Consider the following 24,098-nt stretch of genomic DNA (forward strand, 5'->3'; position numbering starts at 1 on the left):
CGGCAGGTGCCGGGGGCCTCGTCGTGGCACTACTTAGCGGTACGACCCGAAGTCGAAGTCGTCCAGCGGCACCGCCTGGCCGCTGGCCGGCCCGAAGCCGTAGTCGGTCTCCGGGTAGCCGGTCATCGAGTAGACCTTGGCCTTCGCCTCCTCGGTCGGCTCGACCCGGACGTTGCGGTACTTGCTGATGCCCGTACCGGCCGGGATGAGCTTACCGATGATCACGTTCTCCTTCAGGCCGATCAGCGAGTCGCTGCGGGCGTGGATCGCCGCGTCCGTCAGCACCCGGGTGGTCTCCTGGAAGGAGGCCGCCGACAGCCACGAGTCGGTGGCCAGCGACGCCTTGGTGATACCCATCAGCACCGGACGTCCGGCCGCGGGCTCGCCGCCCTCGGAGACGAGTCGGCGGTTCTCCGACTCGAACAGCGCCCGGTCGACCAGCACACCCGGCAGGAACTCGGTCGAGCCGGAGTCGATGACCGTCACCCGCTTGAGCATCTGGCGGATGATGATCTCGATGTGCTTGTCGTGGATGAGCACACCCTGCGAGCGGTAGACCTCCTGGACCTCCTGGGTCAGGTGGACCTGGACCGCGCGCGGGCCGAGGATGCGCAGCAGCTCGTGCGGGTCGATGGTGCCCTCGGTGAGCTTCTCGCCGACCTCGACGTGGCCCCCGTCGTGCACGCCCGGCCGCAGCCGGACCCGCTTCGAGATCTTGTCGTAGACGATCTCGTCGCTGCCGTCGTCCGGGATCACGATGATCTTCCGCGACCGCTCGCCGTCCTCGATCCGGATCCGGCCCGGGGTGTCGGCGATCGGCGCCTTGCCCTTCGGGACCCGGGCCTCGAAGATCTCCGTGACACGCGGCAGACCCTGGGTGATGTCCTCACCCGCGACACCACCGGTGTGGAAGGTACGCATCGTCAGCTGCGTACCCGGCTCACCGATGGACTGGGCGGCGATGATGCCGACGGCCTCGCCGATGTCCACGGTCTTGCCGGTCGGCAGCGACCGGCCGTAGCAGGCACCGCAGACGCCCAGCTTCGACTCGCAGGTCAGCACGCTGCGCACCCGGACGTTCTCCACCCCGGCGGCGACGATCTTGTCGACCAGGATCGAGTTCAGGTCCGCGCCCCGCTCGACGACGACGGTGCCGTCCGGCCCCTTGATGTCGTCGGCGATCGTCCGGGCGTGCACGCCGGTCTCGGCGTGCTCGTGCACCACCAGCTTGCCGTCGATCCGCTCGCCGACCTGCATCGGGATCGCCCGGTCGGTGCCGCAGTCCTCCTCGCGGATGATGACGTCCTGCGAGACGTCCACCAGACGACGGGTCAGGTAACCCGAGTCGGCGGTCCGCAGCGCGGTGTCCGCCAGACCCTTCCGGGCGCCGTGCGTGGAGATGAAGTACTCCAGTACGGACAGACCCTCCCGGTAGCTCGACTTGATCGGCCGGGGGATGATCTCACCCTTCGGGTTGGCCACCAGGCCACGGATCGCGGCGATCTGCCGGAGCTGGAGCAGGTTACCGCGGGCGCCCGAGTGGATCATCTTCCACAGCGGGTTCTCCCGGGGCAGCGAGGTCTCCAGGTTCTTGGCGACCTCGTTGGTGGCCTTGGTCCAGATCTCGATGAGCTCGCCGCGGCGCTCCTCACCGGTCATGAGACCACGCTGGTACTGCTTGTCGATCCGGTCGGCTTCCTTCTCGTACCGGGCCAGGATCTCCTGCTTGCTCGGCGGGGTGACGACGTCCTCCATGCCGATGGTCACGCCGGACCAGGTGGCCCAGTGGAAACCGGCCTCCTTGAGCCCGTCGAGGGTGGCCGCGAGGGCCACCTTCGGGAACCGCTCGGCGAGGTCGTTGACGATCGCGGAGAGCTGTCCCTTGCGCACCTCGTAGTTCACGAAGCGGTAGCCGACCGGCATGGTCTCGTTGAACAGCACCCGACCGAGGGTGGTGTCGACGATCAACGGCTCGCCCTCGACCCAGCCCTCCGGCGCGACCCACGGCTCGGCCCCGGCGCCGTTGTCGACACCGGTGACGCCGTGCAGCCGGATCCGCACCGGCGACTGGAGGTGCAGCTCACCGTTGTCGAAGGCCATCCGCGCCTCGGCGTCCGAGCTGAACGCCCGCCCCTCGCCCTTGCCACCCGGGGTGAGGTGGGTGAGGTGGTACAGACCGATGATCATGTCCTGGGTGGGCATGGTCACCGGCTTGCCGTCGGCCGGCTTGAGGATGTTGTTCGACGACAGCATCAGGATCCGCGCCTCGGCCTGCGCCTCGGCGGAGAGCGGCACGTGCACCGCCATCTGGTCACCGTCGAAGTCGGCGTTGAACGCGGTGCAGACCAGCGGGTGGATCTGGATGGCCTTGCCCTCGACCAGCTGCGGCTCGAACGCCTGGATGCCCAGCCGGTGCAGGGTGGGCGCCCGGTTGAGCAGCACCGGGTGCTCGCCGATGACCTCTTCCAGCACGTCCCACACGACCGGCCGCTGCCGCTCGACCATCCGCTTGGCGGACTTGATGTTCTGCGCGTGGTTGAGGTCGACCAGCCGCTTCATCACGAACGGCTTGAACAGCTCCAGCGCCATCTGCTTGGGCAGGCCGCACTGGTGCAGCTTCAGCTTCGGGCCGACGACGATGACGGAACGGCCGGAGTAGTCGACCCGCTTGCCGAGCAGGTTCTGCCGGAACCGGCCCTGCTTGCCCTTGAGCATGTCGGAGAGCGACTTCAGCGGCCGGTTGCCCGGACCGGTGACCGGACGACCGCGACGGCCGTTGTCGAACAGCGCGTCGACGGCCTCCTGGAGCATCCGCTTCTCGTTGTTGACGATGATCTCGGGCGCGCCGAGGTCGATCAGTCGCTTGAGGCGGTTGTTCCGGTTGATCACCCGGCGGTACAGGTCGTTCAGGTCGGAGGTCGCGAAGCGGCCACCGTCGAGCTGCACCATCGGCCGCAGGTCCGGCGGGATCACCGGGACGCAGTCGAGCACCATGCCGAGCGGCGAGTTGCGGGTGTTCAGGAACGCGGCGACGACCTTGAGGCGCTTGAGCGCGCGGATCTTCCGCTGCCCCTTGCCGGAGCGGATGATCTCGCGGAGGTTCTCCGCCTCGGCGTCGAGGTCCATGTTCTGGACCAGCGCCTTGATCGCCTCGGCGCCCATGCCGCCGGTGAAGTACTCGCCGAACCGGTCCCGCAGCTCACGGTAGAGCAGCTCGTCGGTGACCAGCTGCTTCGGCTCCAGCTTGCGGAAGGTGTCGAGCACCTCGTCCAGACGGTCGATCTCGCGCTGGGCCCGGTCGCGGATCTGGCGCATCTCGCGCTCTCCGCCCTCCTTGACCTTGCGCCGGACGTCCGCCTTGGCACCCTCGGCCTCCAGCTCGGCCAGGTCGGCCTCGAGCTTGGCGGCCCGCTTCTCGATCTCCGAGTCGCGGCTGTTCTCCGACTGCCGCTTCTCGGCGAGGATCTCGTTCTCGATGGTGGAGAGGTCACGGTGACGCGACTCGGCGTCCACGCTCGTCACCACGTACGAGGCGAAGTAGATGATCTTCTCGAGGTCCTTGGGGGCGAGGTCCAGCAGGTAGCCCAGCCGGCTCGGCACGCCCTTGAAGTACCAGATGTGGGTCACCGGGGCAGCCAGCTCGATGTGCCCCATGCGCTCACGACGCACCTTGGAGCGGGTCACCTCGACGCCGCAGCGCTCACAGATGATGCCCTTGAACCGGACCCGCTTGTACTTGCCGCAGTAGCACTCCCAGTCCCGCTGAGGACCGAAGATCTTCTCGCAGAAGAGCCCGTCCTTCTCCGGCTTCAGGGTGCGGTAGTTGATCGTCTCAGGCTTCTTGACCTCGCCGTGGGACCACTGCCGGATGTCGTCGGCGGTGGCGAGGCCGATGCGCAGCTCGTCGAAGAAGTTGACGTCGAGCACTTGGTTATCCCTCACATCAAGTCAGCTCGGTTGATGGTTCGGCGGATCGGGTGCGGCGGCGGGCTCACGCCGCCGCACCCGGCCCGATCAGACTTCGTCGACGCTGCTCACACCCTCGTTGGGACGGCGGGAGAGGTCGATGCCGAGTTCCTCCGCCGCCCGGAACACCTCGTCGTCGGTCTCGCGCATCTCCAGGGCCACACCGTCGGAGGAGAGCACCTCGACGTTGAGGCAGAGCGACTGGAGCTCCTTGAGCAGGACCTTGAACGACTCCGGGATGCCCGGTTCGGGGATGTTCTCGCCCTTGACGATCGCCTCGTAGACCTTCACCCGGCCCAGGACGTCGTCGGACTTGATGGTCAGCAGCTCCTGGAGCGCGTAGGCCGCGCCGTAGGCCTGCATGGCCCAGCACTCCATCTCACCGAACCGCTGGCCACCGAACTGCGCCTTACCACCCAGCGGCTGCTGCGTGATCATCGAGTACGGGCCGGTCGACCGAGCGTGGATCTTGTCGTCGACCAGGTGGTTCAGCTTGAGGATGTAGATGTAGCCGACCGCGATCGGGTCCGGCAGCGGCTCGCCGGAGCGACCGTCGAACAGCTGCGCCTTGCCACTGGACCCGATCAGCTGCTTGCCGTCCCGGTTGGGCAGGGTCGACGCGAGCAGACCGGAGATCTCCTCCTCGCGGGCACCGTCGAAGACCGGGGTGGCCACGTTGGTGTCCGGCTCGGCCTCGGCGGCGTCGATCGAGCGCAGCGCGCGCTTCCACTCGTCGTCGTCGCCCTGGACGTTCCAGCCGGTCTTGGCCACCCAGCCGAGGTGGGTCTCCAGGACCTGACCGATGTTCATCCGGCCCGGCACACCGAGCGGGTTGAGCACGATGTCGACCGGGGTGCCGTCCTCCAGGAAGGGCATGTCCTCGACCGGCAGAATCTTGGAGATGACGCCCTTGTTGCCGTGCCGGCCGGCGAGCTTGTCGCCGTCCTGGATCTTCCGCTTCTGGGCGACGTAGACCCGGACCAGCTCGTTGACGCCCGGCGGCAGCTCGTCGCCGTCCTCGCGGGAGAAGGTCCGGACGCCGATGACCGTGCCGGTCTCGCCGTGCGGCACCTTCAGCGAGGTGTCCCGGACCTCGCGCGCCTTCTCACCGAAGATCGCGCGGAGCAGCCGCTCCTCCGGGGTCAGCTCGGTCTCGCCCTTCGGGGTGACCTTGCCGACCAGGATGTCGCCGGGGACGACCTCGGCGCCGATCCGGATGATGCCGCGCTCGTCGAGGTCGGCGAGCATCTCCTCGCTGACGTTCGGGATGTCGCGGGTGATCTCCTCCGGGCCGAGCTTGGTGTCCCGGGCGTCGACCTCGTGCTCCTCGATGTGGATCGAGGTGAGCACGTCCTGCTGCACGAGGCGCTGCGACAGGATGATCGCGTCCTCGTAGTTGTGGCCCTCCCAGGTCATGAACGCCACGAGCAGGTTGCGCCCGAGCGCCATCTCGCCCTCGTCGGTGCACGGACCGTCGGCGATGACCTGGCCGGCCTCGACGCGGTCGCCCTCGAAGACCACCGGCTTCTGGTTGACGCAGGAGCCGGCGTTGGAGCGGCGGAACTTGTGCAGCAGGTACGTCCGGCGGTGGCCGTCGTCCTGGTGGATGGTGATGTAGTCGGCGCAGAGGTCCTCGATCACACCGCCGACCTCGGCCACCACGACGTCACCGGCGTCGACCGCGGCACGGTACTCCATGCCGGTGCCGACCAGCGGCGACTCCGCCTTGACCAGCGGCACGGCCTGACGCTGCATGTTCGCGCCCATCAGGGCCCGGTTGGCGTCGTCGTGCTCCAGGAACGGGATCATCGCGGTCGCGACCGAGGTCATCTGCCGCGGCGAGACGTCCATGTAGTCCACGGCCGACGGCGCGACGTCCTCGGTCTCGCCACCCTTACGGCGGACCAGGACCCGGTCCTCGGCGAAGGTGCCGTCGGCCAGCAACGGCGCGTTCGCCTGGGCCTTGACGAACCGGTCCTCCTCGTCCGCGGTCAGGTAGTCGATCTGGTCGGTGACCCGACCGTCGACGACCTTCCGGTACGGCGTCTCGATGAAGCCGAACGGGTTGACCCGGGCGAAGGTGGAGAGCGCGCCGATCAGGCCGATGTTCGGGCCTTCCGGCGTCTCGATCGGGCACATCCGGCCGTAGTGCGACGGGTGCACGTCCCGGACCTCGAAGCCGGCCCGCTCCCGGGACAGACCACCCGGGCCGAGCGCGCTCAGCCGACGCCGGTGGGTCAGGCCCGCCAGCGGGTTGGTCTGGTCCATGAACTGGGACAGCTGCGACGTACCGAAGAACTCCTTGATCGCCGCCACCACCGGACGGATGTTGATCAGGGTCTGCGGCGTGATCGCCTCGACGTCCTGGGTGGTCATCCGCTCGCGGACGACCCGCTCCATCCGGGAGAGACCGACCCGGACCTGGTTCTGGATCAGCTCGCCGACGGTACGCAGCCGACGGTTGCCGAAGTGGTCGATGTCGTCGGCCTCGTAGCCCTCCTCACCGGCGTGCAGCCGGCAGAGGTACTCCACGGTGGCGACGATGTCGTCCTCGGTCAGCGTGCCGGTGGTGATCGGCACCTGGACTTCGAGCTTCTTGTTGAACTTGTACCGACCGACCTTGGCGACGTCGTACCGCTTCGGGTTGAAGAAGAGGTTGTCGAGCAGGGTCTGGGCGTTCTCGCGGGTCGGCGGCTCGCCAGGGCGCAGCTTCCGGTAGATGTCGAGCAGCGCCTCGTCCTGGCCGGCGATGTGGTCCTTCTCCAGGGTGGTCATCATCAGCTCGGACCAGCCGAACCGCTCGCGGATCTGCTCGGCCGACCAACCGATGGCCTTGAGCAGGACGGTGACGGCCTGCCGGCGCTTACGGTCGATCCGGACACCCACGGTGTCGCGCTTGTCGATGTCGAACTCCAGCCAGGCACCCCGGCTCGGGATGACCTTGACGCTGGAGAGGTCGCGGTCGGAGGTCTTGTCCGGCTGCTTGTCGAAGTAGACGCCCGGCGACCGGACGAGCTGGCTGACGACCACACGTTCGGTGCCGTTGATGATGAAGGTGCCCTTCGGCGTCATCATCGGGAAGTCACCCATGAACACCGTCTGGCTCTTGATCTCGCCGGTGGTGTTGTTGGTGAACTCCGCGGTCACGAAGAGCGGCGCGCAGTAGGTCAGATCCTTCTCCTTGCACTCCTCGATCGAGGCCTTGACCTCGTCGAAGCGCGGTGCCGAGAAGGAGAGCGACATGGTGCCGGAGAAGTCCTCAATGGGACTGATCTCGTCGAGAATCTCCGCGAGACCCGAGCGTGCGTGCGGGTCGTCAGCCGACCGGCCCTGCCAGGCCTCGTTGCCGACGAGCCAGTCGAAGGACTCGTTCTGGATGGCGAGGAGGTTGGGGACCTCGAGATGTTCGGTGATCCTGCCGAATGAGACACGGCGGGGAGCGAAAGCGCTCGACGTACGACTGGTCTTCGCAGGGCGGGAAGCTGCCAAGATGCGTCCTTCCGAGGACCGGTGCTGCAGAACGGCTGGTACGCGTGCACTCCAATGACCCCACTTGAAATATCCTCAATCGGACATTCCGAGCAGGGGTCGAGATCGGAAGGCAGCGCAAACTAGCAGTGTAGCCGAAAGGCTAACCGCTGTCCAGCCCACCCCGCAGGTCGCCGCGGAACGTGCCTCGGGACCCCCGAAACGGGGTCTACCGGGCCGCTCGGAACGCGGCGCTCCCGCTGGACCACCCGGTCTGCTGCGGCATGGTGCCGCCGCAGCCCTTACCCCGGGCGTGGCCGTCGCAAGCGTGGAAGGTCTTGCAGGTGTCAGCGTGCCTGCCCGGGCGGGGTCGCGTCAAGGGCTGATCACCTTCCGGAGCCCTCTTTCCCACCGCCGTGCGACCGTCCGACACCGCTGCGTCACCGGGCTCCGGAGCCAAACCCCAGCTCACCCGCGCTGCCACCAGGTGACCGAACGACAACGGGCGGTGATCCCGTGCTGGGATCACCGCCCGTCGAGTGCTGTCGTGTGCCTCAGCTCACGTGAGCCGGACACCGTCGAGGCACGCTCAGGTCACTTGAGGGTGACCTTGGCGCCCTCACCCTCGAGCTTGGCCTTGGCCTTCTCGGCGGTCTCCTTGTTGACCTTCTCCAGGATGGCCTTGGGGGCGCCCTCGACGGCGTCCTTGGCCTCCTTCAGGCCCAGGCCGGTCAGCTCACGCACGACCTTGATGACCTGGATCTTCTTGCCACCGTCGGCCTCCAGGACGACGTCGAACTCGTCCTTCTCCGGCTCGGCCTCGGCGGCCGCGCCGCCACCGGCCGGGCCGGCGACCATCATCGCGGCCGGGGCCGCGGCGGTGACCTCGAAGGTCTCCTCGAACTGCTTCACGAACTCGGAGAGCTCGATCAGCGTCATCTCCTTGAACGCGTCGAGCAGCTCGTCGGTGCTGAGCTTCGCCATGGCTGGCGTCCTTTCCTAATCTACGGAAGTTCGAACCGGGGTGCCGGGAGGCCGTCAGGCCGCCTCGGCGCCCTCCTTCTCGCGCTTGTCCTGCAGAGCAGCCGCCAGACGGGCGGTCTTCGACAGCGGGGCCTGGAACAGGGCCGCGGCCTTGCTCAGGTTGCCCTTCATCGCGCCGGCCAGCTTGGCCAGCAGCACCTCACGGGACTCCAGGTCGGCGAGCTTCGTGACCTCGGCCGCGGTGATGGCCTTGCCCTCGAAGACACCGCCCTTGATGACGAGCTTCGGGTTGGCCTTCGCGAAGTCGCGAAGCCCCTTCGCCGCCTCGACGACGTCGCCCGAAACGAAAGTCAGCGCGGTAGGACCGGAGAACAGCTCGTCGAGGCCGCTGATGCCAGCGTCCGTCGCGGCGCGCTTGGCCAGCGTGTTCTTGGCGACCGTGTAGGTGGTCTCCCGGCCCAGCGAGCGCCGCAGCTGGGTCAGCTGGGCGACCGTCAGGCCGCGGTACTCGGTCAGCACGGTGGCGCCGGCGCCCCGGAACTGCTCGGTCAGCTCGGCGACGGCCGTGGCCTTGTCGGCCCGGATCGGCTTGTCCGCCATGTCCCTCCTCTCTCGTTGCGCCAGGCTGGTCACCACCGAAGCCGGGCGGCGTCGGTGGTGGCGGAGGAATCGCGGGTAACGAGAAAAGCCCCGGCGCAGGGCGCACGGGGCGAGGGCCGGCAGATCAGGACGCAGTCGGCGGACCACGTGCCAACGAACCGGTTTTCGCTTGCCGCCCTACGCGGGTCGCCCGTCATGTCGCGGGACCTTCGACCGTGCCGGAGCACGGTGACCAGCGGTCTCTGGGTGGTACCTCATCCAAATTACTCTGGATAACACGGGAAGACTACGCGACCCCTCCCCCACCGCCAAATCGACCCGACGTGGGCTCGGTCACCCCGGTCGGTCTCAACCCCGCAGCCGACGACGCCAGGCGTAGCCGGCCAGCACCACCCCGCTCCAGAGCACCGCCCAACCCGTGAGCAGGAGCGCCGCAGGTATCGCCACCCCGGCCGCGGTGGCCCGCGCGGTCGGCATCACCGGCGGCGCGAGCCACGGCAGCGCCGAACCGGAACGGCCGAACACCACCGCGGCGACCGAGCCGACGGCGAGCACCGCGACGCCGTACCCGGTGCTACCGACGCAGGCACGACTGGCCAGCGCGCCGAGCGCCACGGCGGCCGGCACGGCGAGCAGGTGGGCCCAGAGTCCCAGCGCGATCCCCACCGGCAGGGGCCGGTCGTCGGCGGCCACCGGACCCGCCAGCCCGCCCAGCGGCCACGGAAGCAGCAACGCCAACGCCACCGTGCCGAGCGCCACCACCGTGGCGGCGACCAGGCCGGCCACCTGCTCCCGGCGGCGGCTGCCGACCGCCACCAGCGCCATCCGGCGCTGCACGTCCGGTTCCACGTCCAACAGCAGCTTGGTCTGCCAGGCCAGCACCGGGAAGAGGACCACCGCCGAGACGCCGTACGCCTCGGCCGGCTGGGCTCGGCCCCCGCCGTAGAGGACCCCGAGCACGACCAGGCCGGCGAGCAGGGGCGCGAGGATCCGGCCGGTACGCAGGAAGCCCGCCAGCCGCAGCCGGACCAGCGCGGTCACCGGGCCGCCCCCTCCGGGACGGTGGTGCCGTCCGTCGGTCGTCGCGGGCCCACCCCGACGTCCGGACCCGCTCCGGCGTCCGGCCCCGGACCACCGGTCGTCACCCCGTCGCCGGCCGCCCCGTCATCCGACCCGGCCCCGTCGCCCGTCGGCCCGGTGTCGGGTTCCGGGCCGTCCCCGGTCGGTTCGGGGGCGCGTACCCGCAGGATCTGGTGGCCGGCGGCGCGCAACCGGGCGACGGCGCCGGTGACCCGCGCGGCGGGCACGGCCACCTCGACCACGACCACGCCCTCCGCCTCGGCGGCGCGCTCGGTCACCGTGCCGTCGGCGACCGTCCAGTGTCGCGCTCCGGGCAGCCGGAGCGTCTCGTTGCGGTGGTCGCTGACCAGGACCCGACCACCGGCGGCGAGCACCTCGTCGACCACCAGCGGCACCAGGTCGCGGGCGGCGGCGTCCAGCCCCTCCCAGGGCTCGTCGAGCACCAGCAGGCCGGGCAGCCGGAGCATCGCCTGCGCCAGGCCGACCTTCTGTGCCGTCCCCTTCGACAGGTCGGGCAGGCGAACCCGCCGGAAGCCGGCGATGCCCAGCCGGGACGTCCACTCGTCGACCGCCCGGTCCGCCTCGGCGGCGGACAGCCCGGCGACCCGGGCCATCGCGGTGAGGTAGTACGCCACGGTGAAGGGCTGGTCGGCGGGGAACCGCTCCGGCACCCAGCCGACGTGGCGGGGGCGGTCGACGACCCGGCCCCGGGTGGGCCGGAGCACCCCGGCCGCCACCTGGAGCAGGGTGGACTTCCCGGCTCCGTTGCGACCGAGGACGACGGCCACCTCGCCCGGCTCGACCTGTGCGTCCGCCTGCCGCAGCACCCACGGGCCCCGCCGGTGGTAGCGCACCGAGACGTTCTCCAGCCGCATGCCGACGAGCCTGCCACAGGAGACACGAATCGGGGCGCCGCCACCAACGGTGGCGACGCCCCGATCGGGTGTTCGTCAGCCCTCGGCCGAGGCCTCGTGCAGGTTCTTCACCAGGTTCGGGTCGACCGGGACGCCCGGGCCCATCGTGGTGGTCAGGGTGACCTTCTTGAGGTACTTGCCCTTGGCGGCGGACGGCTTGACCCGCAGCACCTCGTCGAGGACGGCCGCGTAGTTGTCGATCAGCTGCGTCTCGGAGAAGGACGCCTTGCCGATGATCAGGTGCAGGTTCGAGTGCTTGTCCACCCGGAAGGCGATCTTGCCGCCCTTGATGTCCGTGACGGCCTTGGCGACGTCCATGGTCACCGTGCCCGTCTTCGGGTTCGGCATGAGACCGCGCGGGCCCAGGATCCGCGCGATCCGGCCGATCTTGGCCATCTGGTCCGGCGTGGCGATGGCCGCGTCGAAGTCCAGCCAGCCCTCCTGGATCCGGGCGACCAGCTCGTCGGTGCCCACCTCGTCGGCGCCGGCGCCGGCGGCCTCCTCGGCCTTCGCGCCGGCGGCGAAGACGATCACGCGGGCGGTCTTGCCGGTGCCGTGCGGCAGGTTGACCGTGCCCCGGACCATCTGGTCCGCCTTCCGCGGGTCGACGCCGAGGCGCATGGCGACCTCGACCGTGGCGTCGAACTTGACGGCGGTGGTCTCCTTGGCGAGCTTGACCGCCTCGGCCGGGGTGTACAGCTTCGACCGGTCGATGACCTCGGCGGCCTTGCGGTAGCTCTTGCTGCGCTGCATGTTCTGACTACTCCTGTGGTCTCTGGCGGGCGCCGTGCATCGTGCGCCCTCCCACGAACGAATTCGGTGTCGGGTCGCCGAGGTCAGTCGTTGACGATGATGCCCATCGACCGGGCGGTGCCGGCGATGATCTTCTCAGCCTGGTCGAGGTCGTTGGCGTTGAGGTCGGCCATCTTCTTCTCGGCGATCTCGCGCAGCTGGGCACGGGTGACCGAGCCGACCTTGTCCTTCTGCGGCACGCCGGAGCCCTTCTGCACGCCGGCGGCCTTGATCAGCAGCCGGGCGGCGGGCGGGGTCTTCAGCACGAAGGTGAAGGACCGGTCCTCGTACACGCTGATCTGCGCGGGGACGATGTCACCCCGCTGCGACTCGGTCTGCGCGTTGTAGGTCTTGCAGAACTCCATGATGTTCACGCCGTGCTGGCCGAGCGCGGGGCCGACCGGCGGCGCCGGAGTGGCCTGGCCCGCCGGCAGCTGAAGCGTGAACGTCTTGACGAGCTTCTTCTTCGGAGGCATGTCTCTTCCTGGGGCTTGGAACGGGAAAAGTGATGCTGGCGCGTCCCGCTCGATGCGCGCACGGTCAGCACGACAGAGCGGGGCGACGTTCTAGGGTAGCGCAGCCCGCTGCCGCCCCTTGCGGTGAGGGCCGGGACGGACACGGTTCGGGGCGGCGGGCCACGCCCACCGCCCCGGACGCCACGTCAGATCTTGGTGACCTGGTTGAAGTTCAGCTCCACCGGGGTCTCCCGGCCGAAGATCGACACCAGCACCTTGAGCTTCTGCTGGTCGGCGTTGATCTCGCTGATCGTGGCCGGCAGCGAGGCGAACGCGCCGTCGGTGACGGTGACCGAGTCGCCGACCTCGAAGTCGAGAACCTTGACCTCGGGCTTCGCCTTCTTCTGCTCGGTCTCCACCGCCGGGGCCAGCCACTTCAGCACCTCGTCGAGGGAGAGCGGGGCCGGGCGGTCGGCCCGGTCGGTCGCCCCCACGAAGCCGGTGACACCCGGGGTGTTGCGGACGCAGGAGTACGACTCCGGGGTGAGCTCCATCCGGACCAGGATGTAACCCGGGAAGACCTTGTTCTGGACCTGGAGGCGCTTGCCGTTCTTGACCTCGACCTCTTCCCGGGTCGGCACCTCGACCTGGTAGATGTAGTCCTCCATGTCGAGGGACGTGATCCGGGTCTCGAGGTTGGTCTTGACCTTGTTCTCGTAGCCCGCGTAGGAGTGCACCACGTACCAGTCGCCCGGCGCGTAGCGCAGCTTCTGCCGCAGCTCGGCAACCGGGTCGAAGTCCTCCTCCGGCGCCGGCTCGGTCAGCGCGAACTCCGGCTCGCTGGCGGCCTCGACCGACTCGTCACCCGACGCCGTCACCACCGAGGACTGCTCGTCCGCGGGTCCGGCGGTCTCGTCGTACTCAGGCACGCTCGCTCACTTCCGTCACTATCGCTTGGTCAGCTGGATCCGCCGAAGACCACCAGCGCACCCTTGGCGAACACGAAGTCGAGTCCGACGACGAGCGCGGTGACCACCGTCACGAACGCGACCACCACCGCGGTGTAGGTCAGCAGCTCCTTGCGGGTCGGCCAGATGACCTTACGCAGCTCGGCCACGACCTCGCGGATGAACCGCGCGAAGCGCCCGAACAACCCGACCTTGTCGTCCGACTTGGTCCTCGGCTTGCTGTCGGCCGAGTCGGCCTTGGTCCGCGACCGGGTCGCGGTCCCGCCCCGGGAGACCGGCTCCTCCGCGTCGTTGGCGTCCTCGTCGTCGGCGACGCTCTCGACGGTCTCGTCGTCGAGACGGTCGTCGCCGGCGTCCTCGCCGCGGCGCTTGTTGTCGGCCACTTCGCCCTCCGTCGCGGATGTCGGGTCGCACGTTGTCGGACGTGCGCGGCGCTGGTCACGCCGGCCGGACCAACCGTCCCGCGACGGGCCGCGGCCAGCGGATCAGCCGAAGGGCCCGATGCCTCGGAGCCATCCTGCCGATGCCACCACCACGGGCCGAACGCCGCCGGCAGGCGGCGCGACCCACGAAACGGTCAGGCCTGAGGCGCAGGGGTGACAGGACTTGAACCTGCAGCCTGCGGTTTTGGAGACCGCTGCTCTGCCAATTGAGCTACACCCCTGTGCGGCACTGCTCACCCCACACCGACACGCAGGAAGGTGCAGGGGTCACTTGCCCCACGGCGGACCAGTGTACGGGTAGTGGGTCCACTTTCCCAACCGGTCTGCCCCTGGCGGGTCGAAACGCAGGTCAGCGGGGTGCGCGGATGGTCGCCCGGGCCTGGGCGAGGACCTTCTCGCCGTTGCAGGTGGCGGTCAGGTCGAGACGGGTGAGCCCGTCCTCGGTGATCTCCCGCACCTTCGCGGTGACCTCGATCTCGGCGCCCTGGTCGTCGTCCGGCACGACCACCGGACGGGTGAAGCGGACGTTGTAGTCGACCACCGCGTCCGGCGCGCCGGCCCACTCGGTGACCGCCCGCCCGACCAGCGCCATGGTGAACATCCCGTGCGCGATCACCCCGGGCAGTCCCACGCCGGTGGCGAAGCGGTCGCTCCAGTGGATGGGGTTGAAGTCGCCGGAGGCGCCCGCGTAGCGGACCAGGTCCGCCCGGGTGATCCGGTACGTCTGGGCGGGCAGCTCGATCCGGGCCTTCCCCGCGTCGGTCACCGTGTCCATCTCAGTCCTCCCCGCGTACGACGAGCTTCGTCCAGACGGTGACCACGGGCTCGTCGGCCACCGTGGAGACCTCGGTCCGGATGGTCAGGAAGCCGTGCCCGCCCCGGTTGTCGATCGCCTCGACGTGGTTGACGCAGACCAGCTCGTCCCCGGCGGCCACCGGACGGGTGTAGGCGAACCGCTGGTCGCCGTGGACGACCCGGCTGTAGTCGACCCCGAGGTCCGGGTCGTCGACGATCTGGCGGCTCGCCGCCATGGTGATCGTCACCGGGAAGGTCGGCGGGGCGACCACGTCGCGGTGGCCGAGGGCCCGGGCGGCCTCCGGGTCGTGGTGGGCCGCGTCGGTGGCGCCGATCGCCGTGGCGAACTCACGGATCTTCTCTCGGCCCACCTGGTAGGGGGCGGTCGGCGGGTAGCTCCGGCCGACGAAGGACGGGTCCAGTGACATGCGGAGAACCTACACGGACGAAAAACGCCGATCCGGCGCGCACGGGCGAAAGCCGTGCGCGCCGGATCGGCGTCGGAAGCTGAGCGGACCGGCGGAAACCGGCCGCCGGGTCAGCGGGTCTCGCGGTGGACGGTGTGCTTGCCGTCCCGGGGGCAGAACTTCTTCAGCTCGATGCGGTCCGGGTCGTTACGGCGGTTCTTGCGCGTGATGTAGTTGCGCTCCTTGCACTCCACACACGCCAAAGTGATCTTCGGCCGGACATCGGTAGCCTTCGCCACGGCGGAGTGCCTTCCTCGCTAAGGATCAACTACGGCGTAGTAGCTTACGCGCTGACTACGCGGACACGCAAAGTGGGCGCCATTGGCGCCCGTTCACCGCCCACCGGACATCGGCCCGGAGGACGAGAGTAGCGGTGGCCGGACTTGAACCGGCGACACAGCGATTATGAGCCGCTTGCTCTGCCATCTGAGCTACACCGCCGCAGGCGGGTCCAGCCGGACCCTCTGAGCCCCCTTACGGAATCGAACCGTAGACCTTCTCCTTACCATGGAGACGCTCTGCCGACTGAGCTAAGGGGGCCTACCCGACCACCCCGGAGGGCGTCGCGCAGGGGTAACAGTACACGGCGGAGCCCGGGAGGTGAAATCGGATCCCCCCATCCCCGCCGCGACGGGAATCGGCGCAGGTCAGGGCACTACACGGAGACGGCGTACGTCCGCGCCGGGCAGCGACTCGACCTCCGCCTGGGCACCGAACCACGCCTCCAGCCGCTCGTACGGCAGGGGACGGCTGAACAGGAAACCCTGGCCGATGTCGCAGCCGATGTCCTGGAGCAGCTCCAGGGTCAGCTCGCTCTCCACCCCCTCGGCCACCACCGCCAGGCCGAACTGCTGGGAGAGGGTCACCACGGCGTTGACGATCGCCAGGTCGCCCGGGTCGGTCGCCATGCCCTGGACGAAGGAGCGGTCCACCTTCACCTCGTGCACCGGCAGCCGGCGCAGGTAGGCCAGGGAGAAGGAGCCGGTGCCGAAGTCGTCCACCGACAGGCGGACACCGAGGTCGCGCAGGCGGCGCAGGGTCGGGATCGGGCGGTCGGTGCCGTCCAGGACCCCGGTCTCCTTGATCTCGAAGGTGAGGCGCTGCGGCGGTACGTCGTACTCGTCCAGCAGCTCGCGCACCTGGTCGGGGAAGTGCCGGTCGGTGAGCGTACGCGCGGAGAGGTTGACCGCGACGGAGAGCGGCTGCTCGGCGTGCGTCCAGTCCCGGCTGCGCCGCAGCCCCTCCCGGAGCACCAGTTCGGTGAGCCGGCCGAGCTGGCCGGTGTGCTCGGCCACCGCGACGAAGTCCTCCGGCGTGACCGAGCCGTGCGCCGGGTGCTCCCAGCGGGCCAGGCACTCCACCCCGACCAGTCGCCGGTCGCGCAGGGTCACCTTGGGCTGGAAGTAGACCTCGACCCCGCCCTCGTCGAGGGCCTGTCGCAGGTCACCGGCGATGCCGAGACGGCGTAGCGATCGGGACTCCAGCGCCGGGCTGAACAGCTGGATGCTGCCCGGCATGGACTTCGCCGCGGTCGCCGCCAACTCCACCCGTTGCAGCAGGGTGGCCGCGTCGCTGCCGTGGTCCGGGTGGACGGCGACCCCGACCGCGGTGTCCACGTCCAGGGTGAGCGGCTCGAAGACCATCTCGTCGCGGATCTGCTCGCGCAGCCGCGTGGCCAGCTCCAGGGCCGCGTCGGCGCTCTCCACCCGGAGGGTGAGCAGGAACTCGTCCCCGCCGAGCCGGCCGACCAGGGCCGACGACGGGGCCGACGCGCGCAGCCGCTCGGCGACCTCGGCGAGGACCTTGTCCCCGGCGGCGTGGCCGAGGGACTCGTTGACCTGGCGCAGCCCGTCGACGTCGAAGAGGAGGACGGCGACCACCTCACCCGGGGCCCGGATCCGGACCGCCTCGCCGAGCGCCTCGGCGATCCGCCGCCGGTTCGGCAGCTTGGTCAGCCCGTCGTGGTACGCGTCGTGCCGGAGCCGGTCGACCAGCCGGGAGTTCTCCAGGGCGACCGCGGCGTGCGCGGCCACCGTCTCGAAGACGGGGATGTCGTCCGGGGTGAAGTGGCCGGCGTCACTGAGCCGGTTGACCACCTCGAGCGTGCCGATCACCGCCTGGCCGGAGCGCAGCGGCACGGTGATGACGTCCTTCACGCCACTGCCGCGCAGAGCGGCCCCCAGTCGGTCGTCCCCGTCGAGGCGGGCGCCCCAGACCAGGGTCCGCCGCTCCCGGCGGGCCTCCTCCCGCACCACCACCGGGGTGGGGGCGACGTCGAGCAGACCCGGGGTGTCCACCCGGGCGGTGAGCATGACCTCGGAGTGCCGGCCCTGGGCGGGCAGCCAGAGCGTGGCGTACTCGGCCTGCATGAGCTTGCGGATCCGGGCGAGCAGGACGTCGATCAGGGTGCCGTCCTGGCCGCTGGCGGTCATCGCCCGGGTCAGCTCGTACATGTCGCCGAGGGTGCGGTGCTGGCGGAAGAACTGCGCGTAGGAGCGGTAGACCAGGACCACCGCGAACGCCAGCACCGCGATGAGCACCAGCGCCCACCAGGTGGTCTCGATCGCGATCAGGACCACCAGGCCCATGACCACGTTGATCCCGGACGTCAGCAGGGGCGGACCGGCGGTGCGGACCACCTCCCGCCCGGCCTGCCAGCCGTGCATCAGGGAGATCACCCCGCCGACCGCCGCCAGCGAGGCCAGGGTGTGCACGCTGACCGCGCCGAACAGGGACAGCCAGGTGTGTGGGCCCACGCCCTCCAGCGGCGGCAGCGCGACCAGCACCAGGCCGGCCAACGACACCGAGGCACCGGCCTTGGAGACGTTGAACCAGAGCTTTGTGGGTGAGATCCGGCGGCGGAACTGGACGATCAGCACCGCCGCCACGCTCAACGCGACCACCGTCAACGGCGGCAGCCAGAAGAAGGCGAGAACCAGCGGGATCTCGTTGATCGTGAAGGTGAGTCCCTGCCGGCGGATGACGAAGTGCAGCACCTGCGTGCCGGCCGCCACCATCACGACCAGCAGGGTGAGCGTCAGTATCGGGTTACCCGGAGACGGGTCCGACACGAGGGCGAGGGCGACGGAGCAGACGACCGCGAAGAGGGCCAGCGGACCCGTGATCAGCCAGGCCTGGTCGGTCGATCTGCGCGACGACGGGCGAGCGCTCGTCATCCGGCTCCCTCGTTACTCGTATCTCGAACGGGCCTCCGACCAGCGATCTCCCGACGGCGTCGGACCGACCTCAGGGGGCGAGGACGTTGACCACCGGCGCGCTCCACTCGAAGTCGGAGTCGGTGCCGGCGTTGTTGTTGGTGCCGGAGAAGCCGGCGGCGGCCAGGGCAAAAACCATCAGCGCCATGACTGCGGCGAACCGGAAGGGCTTCCGACCAGACATCAGTGCGCTCCTGTCAACAGGGGGTGAGGGGGAGATGGATGGAGGAGGTTCCACGATCGTGCCACAGAGGTCCGATCGAGCAAAGAGGCGTGGGAACGGGCCCACCGGGGATAGGCCAGTTTCGGACCGTTCGTACCTACCCCGACTCCGAATAGCTACCCCTGGTTTCGGCGTTCATCTCACCATCTGCACCTTCCCGCTCATGTTGCCGCAGTACGTGATTCGTCATCAATCCCCAAGATCGCCCCCATTCGCACACCCGCCCCCACCTGCCAGGATGCACCTTCAACCCTAGCCCCCAGGACCGACAAAAATAGAGAGGTGTCGAACGATGGGAATTGGGGTACCGGGAACTGGCCTGGCAAATGACCACCGCGCCGGCAAAACTTCCAGATCGGCGCCACGCTGCGTCCCGAGGCCGCCACAGTGGGCGGTGCGCCACCCGGTCGGCGGAGAACGGGGTGGCCACAGTGCAACCACCGCGTCGACGGCGACGCCGTGCGGACGACCGTCCCGGCGAGCGAGGTCGACCACGGGTGGACGGAACGGGTAGGACGCCCGCGGCCAGCAACCCGGCAGGGAAGCCTGGCACCGGATCCCTACCCTCGCTGCCATGACGTACCAGCCGATCCCGGCCCCCTCCGCTCCCCGCCGCACCACGCGGAACGTCCTCATCGCCGTCGGCGTGGTCCTCGTTCTCTGCTGCCTCGGCGGGTCGATCAGCGGCTTCTGGATCTACCGCAGCGTCAGCGACGCGGTCGCACCGGTCTCGGACAGCACCACCACGTACCTGGACGCGGTGCGGCGTGGCGACCACTCGACCGCCTACGGGCAGCTCTGCGCTCCCATGCGGAACCGGGTCAGCGAGGCCGACTTCACCCGCATGCAGGCAGCCCAGCCCCGGCTGAGCGACTACGACATCACCGGTGTGCACGTCGCCAACACCAACGGCCGGACCGAAGGCACCGCGACCGTCCGACTGACTCAGGAGAACGGCACCGAGACCACCCAGATCTTCCGGCTGGTCAAGGAGGACGGCGCCTGGCGCGTCTGCCAGCAGTAGCGGTGCCGCCGGCCCGGGACGCTGGCGGCAGGGCGGTAGCTGGGCGGTGCAGGTGGTAGCAGGGGGTGCCTGCTACCACCGGAGCGCCGGTCACCGGCGGGCTGTCAGGCGGCGGGCGCAGGGGCCGTCGTGGTCGAGCCGGAGCAGGCAGCGCCGACCGCCGGGCATCCGGGCGTCGCAGAACACCCGACGCCGTACGCCCTGCTCGTCCTCGTACGAGACAGTGGTCTCGCCGGGGTCGGTGGCCGGCAGGATGCTCGCCCAGCGGGCGAGCACCCGGGCAAGTCGCGCTGCGGCGATCGGGTCGGCGGCGGTCACCGGCAGGTGAATCACAAACCGCTCGGGCATCAGCACGCCCGCTCGTTGCGCGCGGTCGCGTACTCGGTTTGCCAGCGACGCAGCGCGTCCTTGACGCGGCTGGCCTCCTCCCGGCTCTGGTACAGCTCGTCGTGGGCGGCGGCCAGGTCGTCGGCCACCCGGTCGAGGAACCGCCGCACCTCATCCGGGTCAAGCCCGCGCCGAAGGAACCCGGTCGACGGGAATCTCCGCCCGCGCACCTGCCAGGACCGCAGCGGGGCGTACGCCCTCGACCGGTAAAGGCCCGCTTTCCTCTCGCCCCGGGACCGGTGGCGTCGGCCGCCCAGCCGGAAGAAGGTCCGCATACCGTTCCGCCTCTCTGTCGCCGTAGCGACGTATCCCCGCTGACCTGGATGGGCGGCCCACCCGTCCGCCGCGCACGGGCGGACCGCCCGGCACCTGCCACCGCAGCTCCATCAGCGGTACGGCACCAGGGCCTAGCCCATCTTGCGCCGGTCGCGTCCCTTTCTGCAACTCCCGATTAGGGAGCGGGTCGTTGCGAGATTGATCCAACATCGTCAGACTGGGCGACATGGCTGGAAGCCCCACCGTGCGTCGTCGACGGCTCGCCGCTGCCCTCCGCCGTCTTCGCGAACAGACCGGAATGACCGCTGACCAGGCTGCCAAGGAGGTCGGCATCTCTAAATCGGCGATCAGCCGGATCGAGAACGCGCAGGTCTCCGTGATGCCGCCGGTCGCCCGGAGTCTGCTTGAGCTGTACGGCGTCGAAGGCGAGGAGGTCGACGCTCTCGTCCAGGTTGCCCGGGACGCCCGCAAACGCGGCTGGTGGCAGGCGTACGACGACGTCCTGCCCGACTGGTTCGAGGTCTACGTCGGGTTGGAGGACGAGGCGTCCGAGATCCGCGCCTTCGAACCGCAGCTCGTGCCGGGGCTGCTCCAGACTGCGGATTACGCGCGGGCGATCATCCGGGCGGAACACCCCGACGCGCCAACCGACGAGGTCGACCGCCGGATCGAGCTACGCATGCGTCGACAGCAGCGCATGAACCCACCTCGGTTGTGGGTGGTGCTGGACGAGGCTGCCCTACGCCGTCCGATCGGCGGAAAGGACACCTTCAGGACTCAGTTGCGGCGCCTGGTCGACGCGAGCGGCCAACCCGGTCTGACCCTTCAGATCCTCACCTTCGGTGCGGGCGAGTACGGATCGATGGGCAGCGCCTTCAGCGTGCTCACCTTCCCGGAGCCGGCGGATCCGGGGGTCGTCTACGTCGAGACCCGCGCCGGTAGCCTCTACCTCGAAGGCCAACAGGTCAGGGAGTACACCCGCGTTTTCGAGCACCTGGTCGCCACGGCCATGGGCGCTCGGGAGTCGCGGGACCTGATCGAGAGGGCGATCGACGGCCTATGAGGGGACGGCGGGGTGGAAGAAGCCGGCACGGGCCACGTGACCTGGTGGAAGAGCACGCGCAGTAACGGCTCTGGCAACTGCGTCGAGGTCGGAAAGGGACTGCCTCACGCAATCGGGTTGCGGGACAGCAAAGACCGTTCCGGTCCCGTCCTGGTCTTCACGCCGTGGCACTGGACTGCCTTCGTTGACGGACTGAAGAACGGCGACTTCGTCACCGGCTGACCCCGTTCCGCCACCAGCGGTGGTCCACCACCCGATCGCTGTGAATCCAGTCCGTCTGCCGAAGGGCCGGATCGAGCATGTTGCCGAGCACTGATCATCGGGCCGTCAGCCGGGCGGGTCTGGCGCGGATGGCGGCGCTGGCGCTGCTGTGGGGGTCGAGCTTCCTCTGGATCAAGCTCGCCCTGCGCGGCTTCAACCCGGTGCAGATCGTCTTCGCCCGACTCCTGCTCGGCTCCGTCGTCCTCGCGCCGCTCGCCCTGGCCCGTGGCCTGGGGTTTCCGCGCGGCTGGCGGTTGTGGGGACACCTGTTTGTCGCCGCCTTGGTCGCCAACGCGATCCCCTACGTGCTGTTCGGCGTCGCGCAGGAGACCGTCGGGTCGAACGTCGCCGGGGTACTGAACGCCACCACCCCGCTGTGGACCCTCCTCCTGGCGTTCCTGGTCGGCGTGGACCGGTCGGTGAGCTGGACGAAGGCGGTTGGGTTCGCGCTCGGATTCCTCGGTGTCGTCGTCATCTTCTCGCCGTGGGAGTCCGCGAACGAGATCGCGAGCTGGGGTGGACTCGCCTGTCTCGCCGCTGCCGCCAGCTACGGCATCAGTTACGTCTACATGGGCCGTCACCTGGCCGGTCGCGGGATCAGCCCGCTCATGCTCTCGGCGAGTCAGCTCGGCGCGGCCACCGTCCTGCTGGTCTTGGCGATGCCGGTCGCCGGGCTGGAGCCGCCCACGTGGCGGTGGGACGCGGTGGTGAGCCTGCTCGTGCTCGGCGTCCTCGGCACCGGCGCGGCCTACGTGCTGAACTACCGGATCATCGCGGACGAGGGCGCGACGGCGGCCTCCGTCGTCGGGTACCTGCTGCCACTGGTCGCGGTCGGCCTGGGCTGGCTCGTCGTGGACGAGGTCGTCACGCCGGCCATCCTGACCGGCGTCGTCCTGGTCCTCCTCGGCGTCCTCCTCAGCCGCAGGGCGACAGGCAGCGTCGCCGTACGGTCAGTCGGCCGCCGGGAGACGGTAGACGGAGACGTGCGAACGTGACTCGACGGTGAACTCGGAGCGGTCCCAGTCCGCATGCCGGCTCTCCAACTCGAAGCCGGCCAGTTGTGCCATCAGATCCAGCTCGGCGGGCCAGATGTAGCGGTGCGGGCTGCGGTACAGCTTCGCCTCCCGCCCCTCCCCGAACCGGAAGTGGTGCGAGACGACCTGCTGGTGGAGTACGTCGTACGTGTCCAGGCCGATGTAGTCGGACTCGGAGCGCCAGACCGTGGCCGACTGCCCCGGCGGAAGCTTGCGCAGCTCGGGCACCCACAACTCGATCACGAACCGCCCGCCTGGGGTGAGGTGCCGGGCGGCGTTGCGGAAGCAGGCGACCTGCTCGGCCTGGGTGAGCAGGTTGGAGATCGTGTTGAAGACGAGGTAGACAAGCGAGAACTCACCGGGCGCGACGGTGGTCGCCATGTCGCCGACGATCACGGGGACTGTCGCCTCGTCCGCCTTCGTCCGCAGTTGGTCGAGCATCGGGCGGGACAGCTCGATGCCGGTGACGGGCACGCCCCGTTCGGCGAGCGGCATGGCCACCCGACCGGTGCCGACGGCGAACTCCAGCGCCCGGCGGCCGTCGGCGAGTTCGGCGAGGCGTTCGACGGTCGGGCCGAGCACCTCGGGGGCGAACATGCCGACGCCGGGCGTGTCGTAGCCTCGGGCGGCGTCGACGTCCCAGATGTCCTCTTGTCGCATACCGCCGACCATTGTCCAACATCGATGGGAAGTCCACCGGTTTTTGCGTCTTCCGATCGACGGGACGGGGAGCAGCGCTGACCGGCGGGCGTCGTTGCTCGACGGGTTTGCCTAGTTCTCCTGCTCCGCTCGGTAGCGGGCGAGGCACTCCTGCGTCCAGCTCGTGTGACGCTCGCGCAGGTCGGCGGCGGTCAGATCGGTGCGGCCGAGATCGTGGTAGTTGGGCAGCCAGGTCTCGACGCCGCGGTGAGAGTTCCGCACCGCGAACAGGTCCCACAGCGCCAGGTCGGGCACCGTCTCCGCGGCCTGCTCGTACGCCCTCAGGAACATCTCGGCCGAGTCCGGGCCGTGCAGCAGAATCAGGTCGAGCCGACACCAGCTCACGTCGAGGCCGCGCGGTGCCCGTGCGGCCCCCGACCAGTCGACGACGCCGGTGATCGCCTTCCGCTCCCACAGGACGTTGCCGGACCAGTAGTCGTAGTGCGTCAGGACGGGCCTCTGACCGGCGAGGCGACGACCATGGACAGCCAGAATCGATGCGGCCGGCCCCGCGCCGACGCCGCCAGGGGACGAGGCGGATGCCGCTGCCATGCCGTCGCGGAGCGCGGTGAGCCGGTTCAGCGGTACGGCGTGGATGCGGGCCAGAACGCGTCCCAGCTGCTCGGCCGCAGCCTGAGCGGAGACCGACGTAAGGTCGGCGCGGCCGGGCAGCCGGGTGATCAGGAGGGCCGGTTCACCGAACCGACGACCGGCCGGGTCGGCGTCCAGAAGCCTCGGAGCCCAGCCGTCCAGGCCGTCGAGAGCTGCCAGCACGCCGGCCTCCCGCGCGGCGGCGTCGTCGCCCGGCGGGAACCGGCGCAGCACCATCTCCCGCGCCGGATGCTCGGTCCGCAGGAGGTGCGTGGCCGCGTGGGCGCCGCCGGTGAGTCGCCGAACGGTGTACGCGGAGGCCCCTGGACCGGCGACGTCAGCAGCCCACGCAACGGCTGACGGAGGAGGCTGCGGCTCGATCACCGCGTCGTA

The 24,098-nt window shown here is 69.6% G+C and carries 23 protein-coding genes and 3 tRNA genes; 4 read left to right on the forward strand and 22 right to left on the reverse strand.

The genetic code is table 11. The features are described 5' to 3' along the window. Window positions 1-33 precede the first annotated feature (33 nt). From QSK20_RS15435 to QSK20_RS15520, 18 genes are all read right to left on the reverse strand, one after another. On the reverse strand, window positions 34-3,927 hold the full coding sequence (locus tag QSK20_RS15435) for a DNA-directed RNA polymerase subunit beta' (protein WP_285789281.1): 3,894 nt from the start codon (window positions 3,925-3,927) through the stop codon (window positions 34-36). An 87-nt stretch (window positions 3,928-4,014) separates the two neighbouring features. Next, entirely contained in the window at window positions 4,015-7,455 is a 3,441-nt protein-coding gene (gene rpoB / locus QSK20_RS15440) for a DNA-directed RNA polymerase subunit beta (protein WP_285789282.1), read from the reverse strand. 573 nt (window positions 7,456-8,028) lie between these two features. Next, a complete protein-coding gene (gene rplL / locus QSK20_RS15445) occupies window positions 8,029-8,418 on the reverse strand; it encodes a 50S ribosomal protein L7/L12 (RefSeq protein WP_088982045.1) in 390 nt (129 codons plus the stop codon). A 54-nt stretch (window positions 8,419-8,472) separates the two neighbouring features. Further along, the gene (gene rplJ, locus QSK20_RS15450) at window positions 8,473-9,018 is read right to left on the reverse strand and encodes a 50S ribosomal protein L10 (RefSeq protein ID WP_285789283.1); all 546 of its coding nucleotides are present in this window, start codon (window positions 9,016-9,018) and stop codon (window positions 8,473-8,475) included. Window positions 9,019-9,366: 348 nt separating this feature from the next. Next, the gene (locus QSK20_RS15455) at window positions 9,367-10,059 is read right to left on the reverse strand and encodes a hypothetical protein (protein WP_285789284.1); all 693 of its coding nucleotides are present in this window, start codon (window positions 10,057-10,059) and stop codon (window positions 9,367-9,369) included. Then, complete coding sequence (locus tag QSK20_RS15460) at window positions 10,056-10,973, reverse strand: ATP-binding cassette domain-containing protein (RefSeq protein ID WP_285789285.1); 918 nt, start codon at window positions 10,971-10,973, stop codon at window positions 10,056-10,058. The genes QSK20_RS15455 and QSK20_RS15460 overlap by 4 nt, the downstream gene beginning before the upstream one ends. A gap of 75 nt (window positions 10,974-11,048) precedes the next feature. After that, window positions 11,049-11,765: a 50S ribosomal protein L1 gene (rplA, locus tag QSK20_RS15465; protein WP_145836987.1), complete on the reverse strand. Its 717-nt coding sequence runs from the start codon at window positions 11,763-11,765 to the stop codon at window positions 11,049-11,051. A gap of 83 nt (window positions 11,766-11,848) precedes the next feature. Further along, on the reverse strand, window positions 11,849-12,280 hold the full coding sequence (gene rplK / locus QSK20_RS15470; RefSeq protein ID WP_285789286.1) for a 50S ribosomal protein L11: 432 nt from the start codon (window positions 12,278-12,280) through the stop codon (window positions 11,849-11,851). 185 nt (window positions 12,281-12,465) lie between these two features. After that, entirely contained in the window at window positions 12,466-13,188 is a 723-nt protein-coding gene (nusG, locus tag QSK20_RS15475; protein ID WP_285789287.1) for a transcription termination/antitermination protein NusG, read from the reverse strand. 29 nt (window positions 13,189-13,217) lie between these two features. Then, on the reverse strand, window positions 13,218-13,610 hold the full coding sequence (gene secE / locus QSK20_RS15480) for a preprotein translocase subunit SecE (RefSeq protein ID WP_088982038.1): 393 nt from the start codon (window positions 13,608-13,610) through the stop codon (window positions 13,218-13,220). A gap of 208 nt (window positions 13,611-13,818) precedes the next feature. Continuing rightward, a tRNA-Trp gene (locus QSK20_RS15485) sits at window positions 13,819-13,891 on the reverse strand. Window positions 13,892-14,019: 128 nt separating this feature from the next. Beyond that, the gene (locus QSK20_RS15490) at window positions 14,020-14,412 is read right to left on the reverse strand and encodes a MaoC family dehydratase (protein ID WP_285789334.1); all 393 of its coding nucleotides are present in this window, start codon (window positions 14,410-14,412) and stop codon (window positions 14,020-14,022) included. A gap of 34 nt (window positions 14,413-14,446) precedes the next feature. Beyond that, window positions 14,447-14,893, reverse strand: coding sequence for a MaoC family dehydratase N-terminal domain-containing protein (locus tag QSK20_RS15495; protein WP_285789288.1), 447 nt, complete (start codon window positions 14,891-14,893; stop codon window positions 14,447-14,449). A 110-nt stretch (window positions 14,894-15,003) separates the two neighbouring features. Continuing rightward, entirely contained in the window at window positions 15,004-15,171 is a 168-nt protein-coding gene (rpmG, locus tag QSK20_RS15500) for a 50S ribosomal protein L33 (protein WP_013288652.1), read from the reverse strand. A gap of 129 nt (window positions 15,172-15,300) precedes the next feature. Continuing rightward, window positions 15,301-15,373, reverse strand: a tRNA-Met gene (locus tag QSK20_RS15505). A 26-nt stretch (window positions 15,374-15,399) separates the two neighbouring features. Next, window positions 15,400-15,472, reverse strand: a tRNA-Thr gene (locus QSK20_RS15510). Between the two features lie 107 nt (window positions 15,473-15,579). Next, a complete protein-coding gene (locus QSK20_RS15515; RefSeq protein WP_285789289.1) occupies window positions 15,580-18,108 on the reverse strand; it encodes a bifunctional diguanylate cyclase/phosphodiesterase in 2,529 nt (842 codons plus the stop codon). Window positions 18,109-18,178: 70 nt separating this feature from the next. Continuing rightward, window positions 18,179-18,331 (reverse strand): hypothetical protein, encoded by a 153-nt coding sequence (locus tag QSK20_RS15520; RefSeq protein ID WP_285789290.1) that lies wholly within the window; start codon window positions 18,329-18,331, stop codon window positions 18,179-18,181. 613 nt (window positions 18,332-18,944) lie between these two features. Between QSK20_RS15520 and QSK20_RS15525 the strand changes: the two genes are divergently transcribed. Then, window positions 18,945-19,394: an Rv0361 family membrane protein gene (locus tag QSK20_RS15525; RefSeq protein ID WP_285789291.1), complete on the forward strand. Its 450-nt coding sequence runs from the start codon at window positions 18,945-18,947 to the stop codon at window positions 19,392-19,394. Between the two features lie 90 nt (window positions 19,395-19,484). Here QSK20_RS15525 and QSK20_RS15530 read toward each other — a convergent pair whose 3' ends face one another. Together QSK20_RS15530 and QSK20_RS15535 are read right to left on the reverse strand one after the other, a co-directional pair. Continuing rightward, window positions 19,485-19,742, reverse strand: a complete 258-nt coding sequence (locus QSK20_RS15530; protein WP_285789292.1) for a hypothetical protein — start codon at window positions 19,740-19,742, stop codon at window positions 19,485-19,487. Then, window positions 19,742-20,056, reverse strand: a complete 315-nt coding sequence (locus QSK20_RS15535) for a DivIVA domain-containing protein (protein ID WP_285789293.1) — start codon at window positions 20,054-20,056, stop codon at window positions 19,742-19,744. The genes QSK20_RS15530 and QSK20_RS15535 overlap by 1 nt, the downstream gene beginning before the upstream one ends. Before the next feature lie 227 nt (window positions 20,057-20,283). Here QSK20_RS15535 and QSK20_RS15540 point away from each other — a divergent pair, with 227 nt between their 5' ends. The 3 genes from QSK20_RS15540 to QSK20_RS15550 all read left to right on the forward strand — a co-directional run bounded on the left by QSK20_RS15540 (window position 20,284) and on the right by QSK20_RS15550 (window position 22,376). Further along, window positions 20,284-21,120, forward strand: a complete 837-nt coding sequence (locus QSK20_RS15540; protein ID WP_285789294.1) for a helix-turn-helix domain-containing protein — start codon at window positions 20,284-20,286, stop codon at window positions 21,118-21,120. A gap of 12 nt (window positions 21,121-21,132) precedes the next feature. Then, on the forward strand, window positions 21,133-21,342 hold the full coding sequence (locus QSK20_RS15545; RefSeq protein ID WP_285789295.1) for a DUF397 domain-containing protein: 210 nt from the start codon (window positions 21,133-21,135) through the stop codon (window positions 21,340-21,342). A 77-nt stretch (window positions 21,343-21,419) separates the two neighbouring features. Beyond that, the gene (locus QSK20_RS15550; protein WP_285789296.1) at window positions 21,420-22,376 is read left to right on the forward strand and encodes a DMT family transporter; all 957 of its coding nucleotides are present in this window, start codon (window positions 21,420-21,422) and stop codon (window positions 22,374-22,376) included. On the opposite strand, the gene QSK20_RS15555 is transcribed toward QSK20_RS15550, so the two are convergent. Then, on the reverse strand, window positions 22,332-23,075 hold the full coding sequence (locus QSK20_RS15555; RefSeq protein ID WP_285789297.1) for a class I SAM-dependent methyltransferase: 744 nt from the start codon (window positions 23,073-23,075) through the stop codon (window positions 22,332-22,334). The genes QSK20_RS15550 and QSK20_RS15555 overlap by 45 nt on opposite strands. A 111-nt stretch (window positions 23,076-23,186) precedes the next feature. Further along, the gene (locus QSK20_RS15560) at window positions 23,187-24,089 is read right to left on the reverse strand and encodes a phosphotransferase family protein (RefSeq protein ID WP_285789298.1); all 903 of its coding nucleotides are present in this window, start codon (window positions 24,087-24,089) and stop codon (window positions 23,187-23,189) included. Window positions 24,090-24,098 lie beyond the last annotated feature (9 nt).

The organism is Micromonospora sp. NBRC 101691 (assembly GCF_030269285.1).
Lineage (GTDB): Bacteria > Actinomycetota > Actinomycetes > Mycobacteriales > Micromonosporaceae > Micromonospora > Micromonospora echinospora.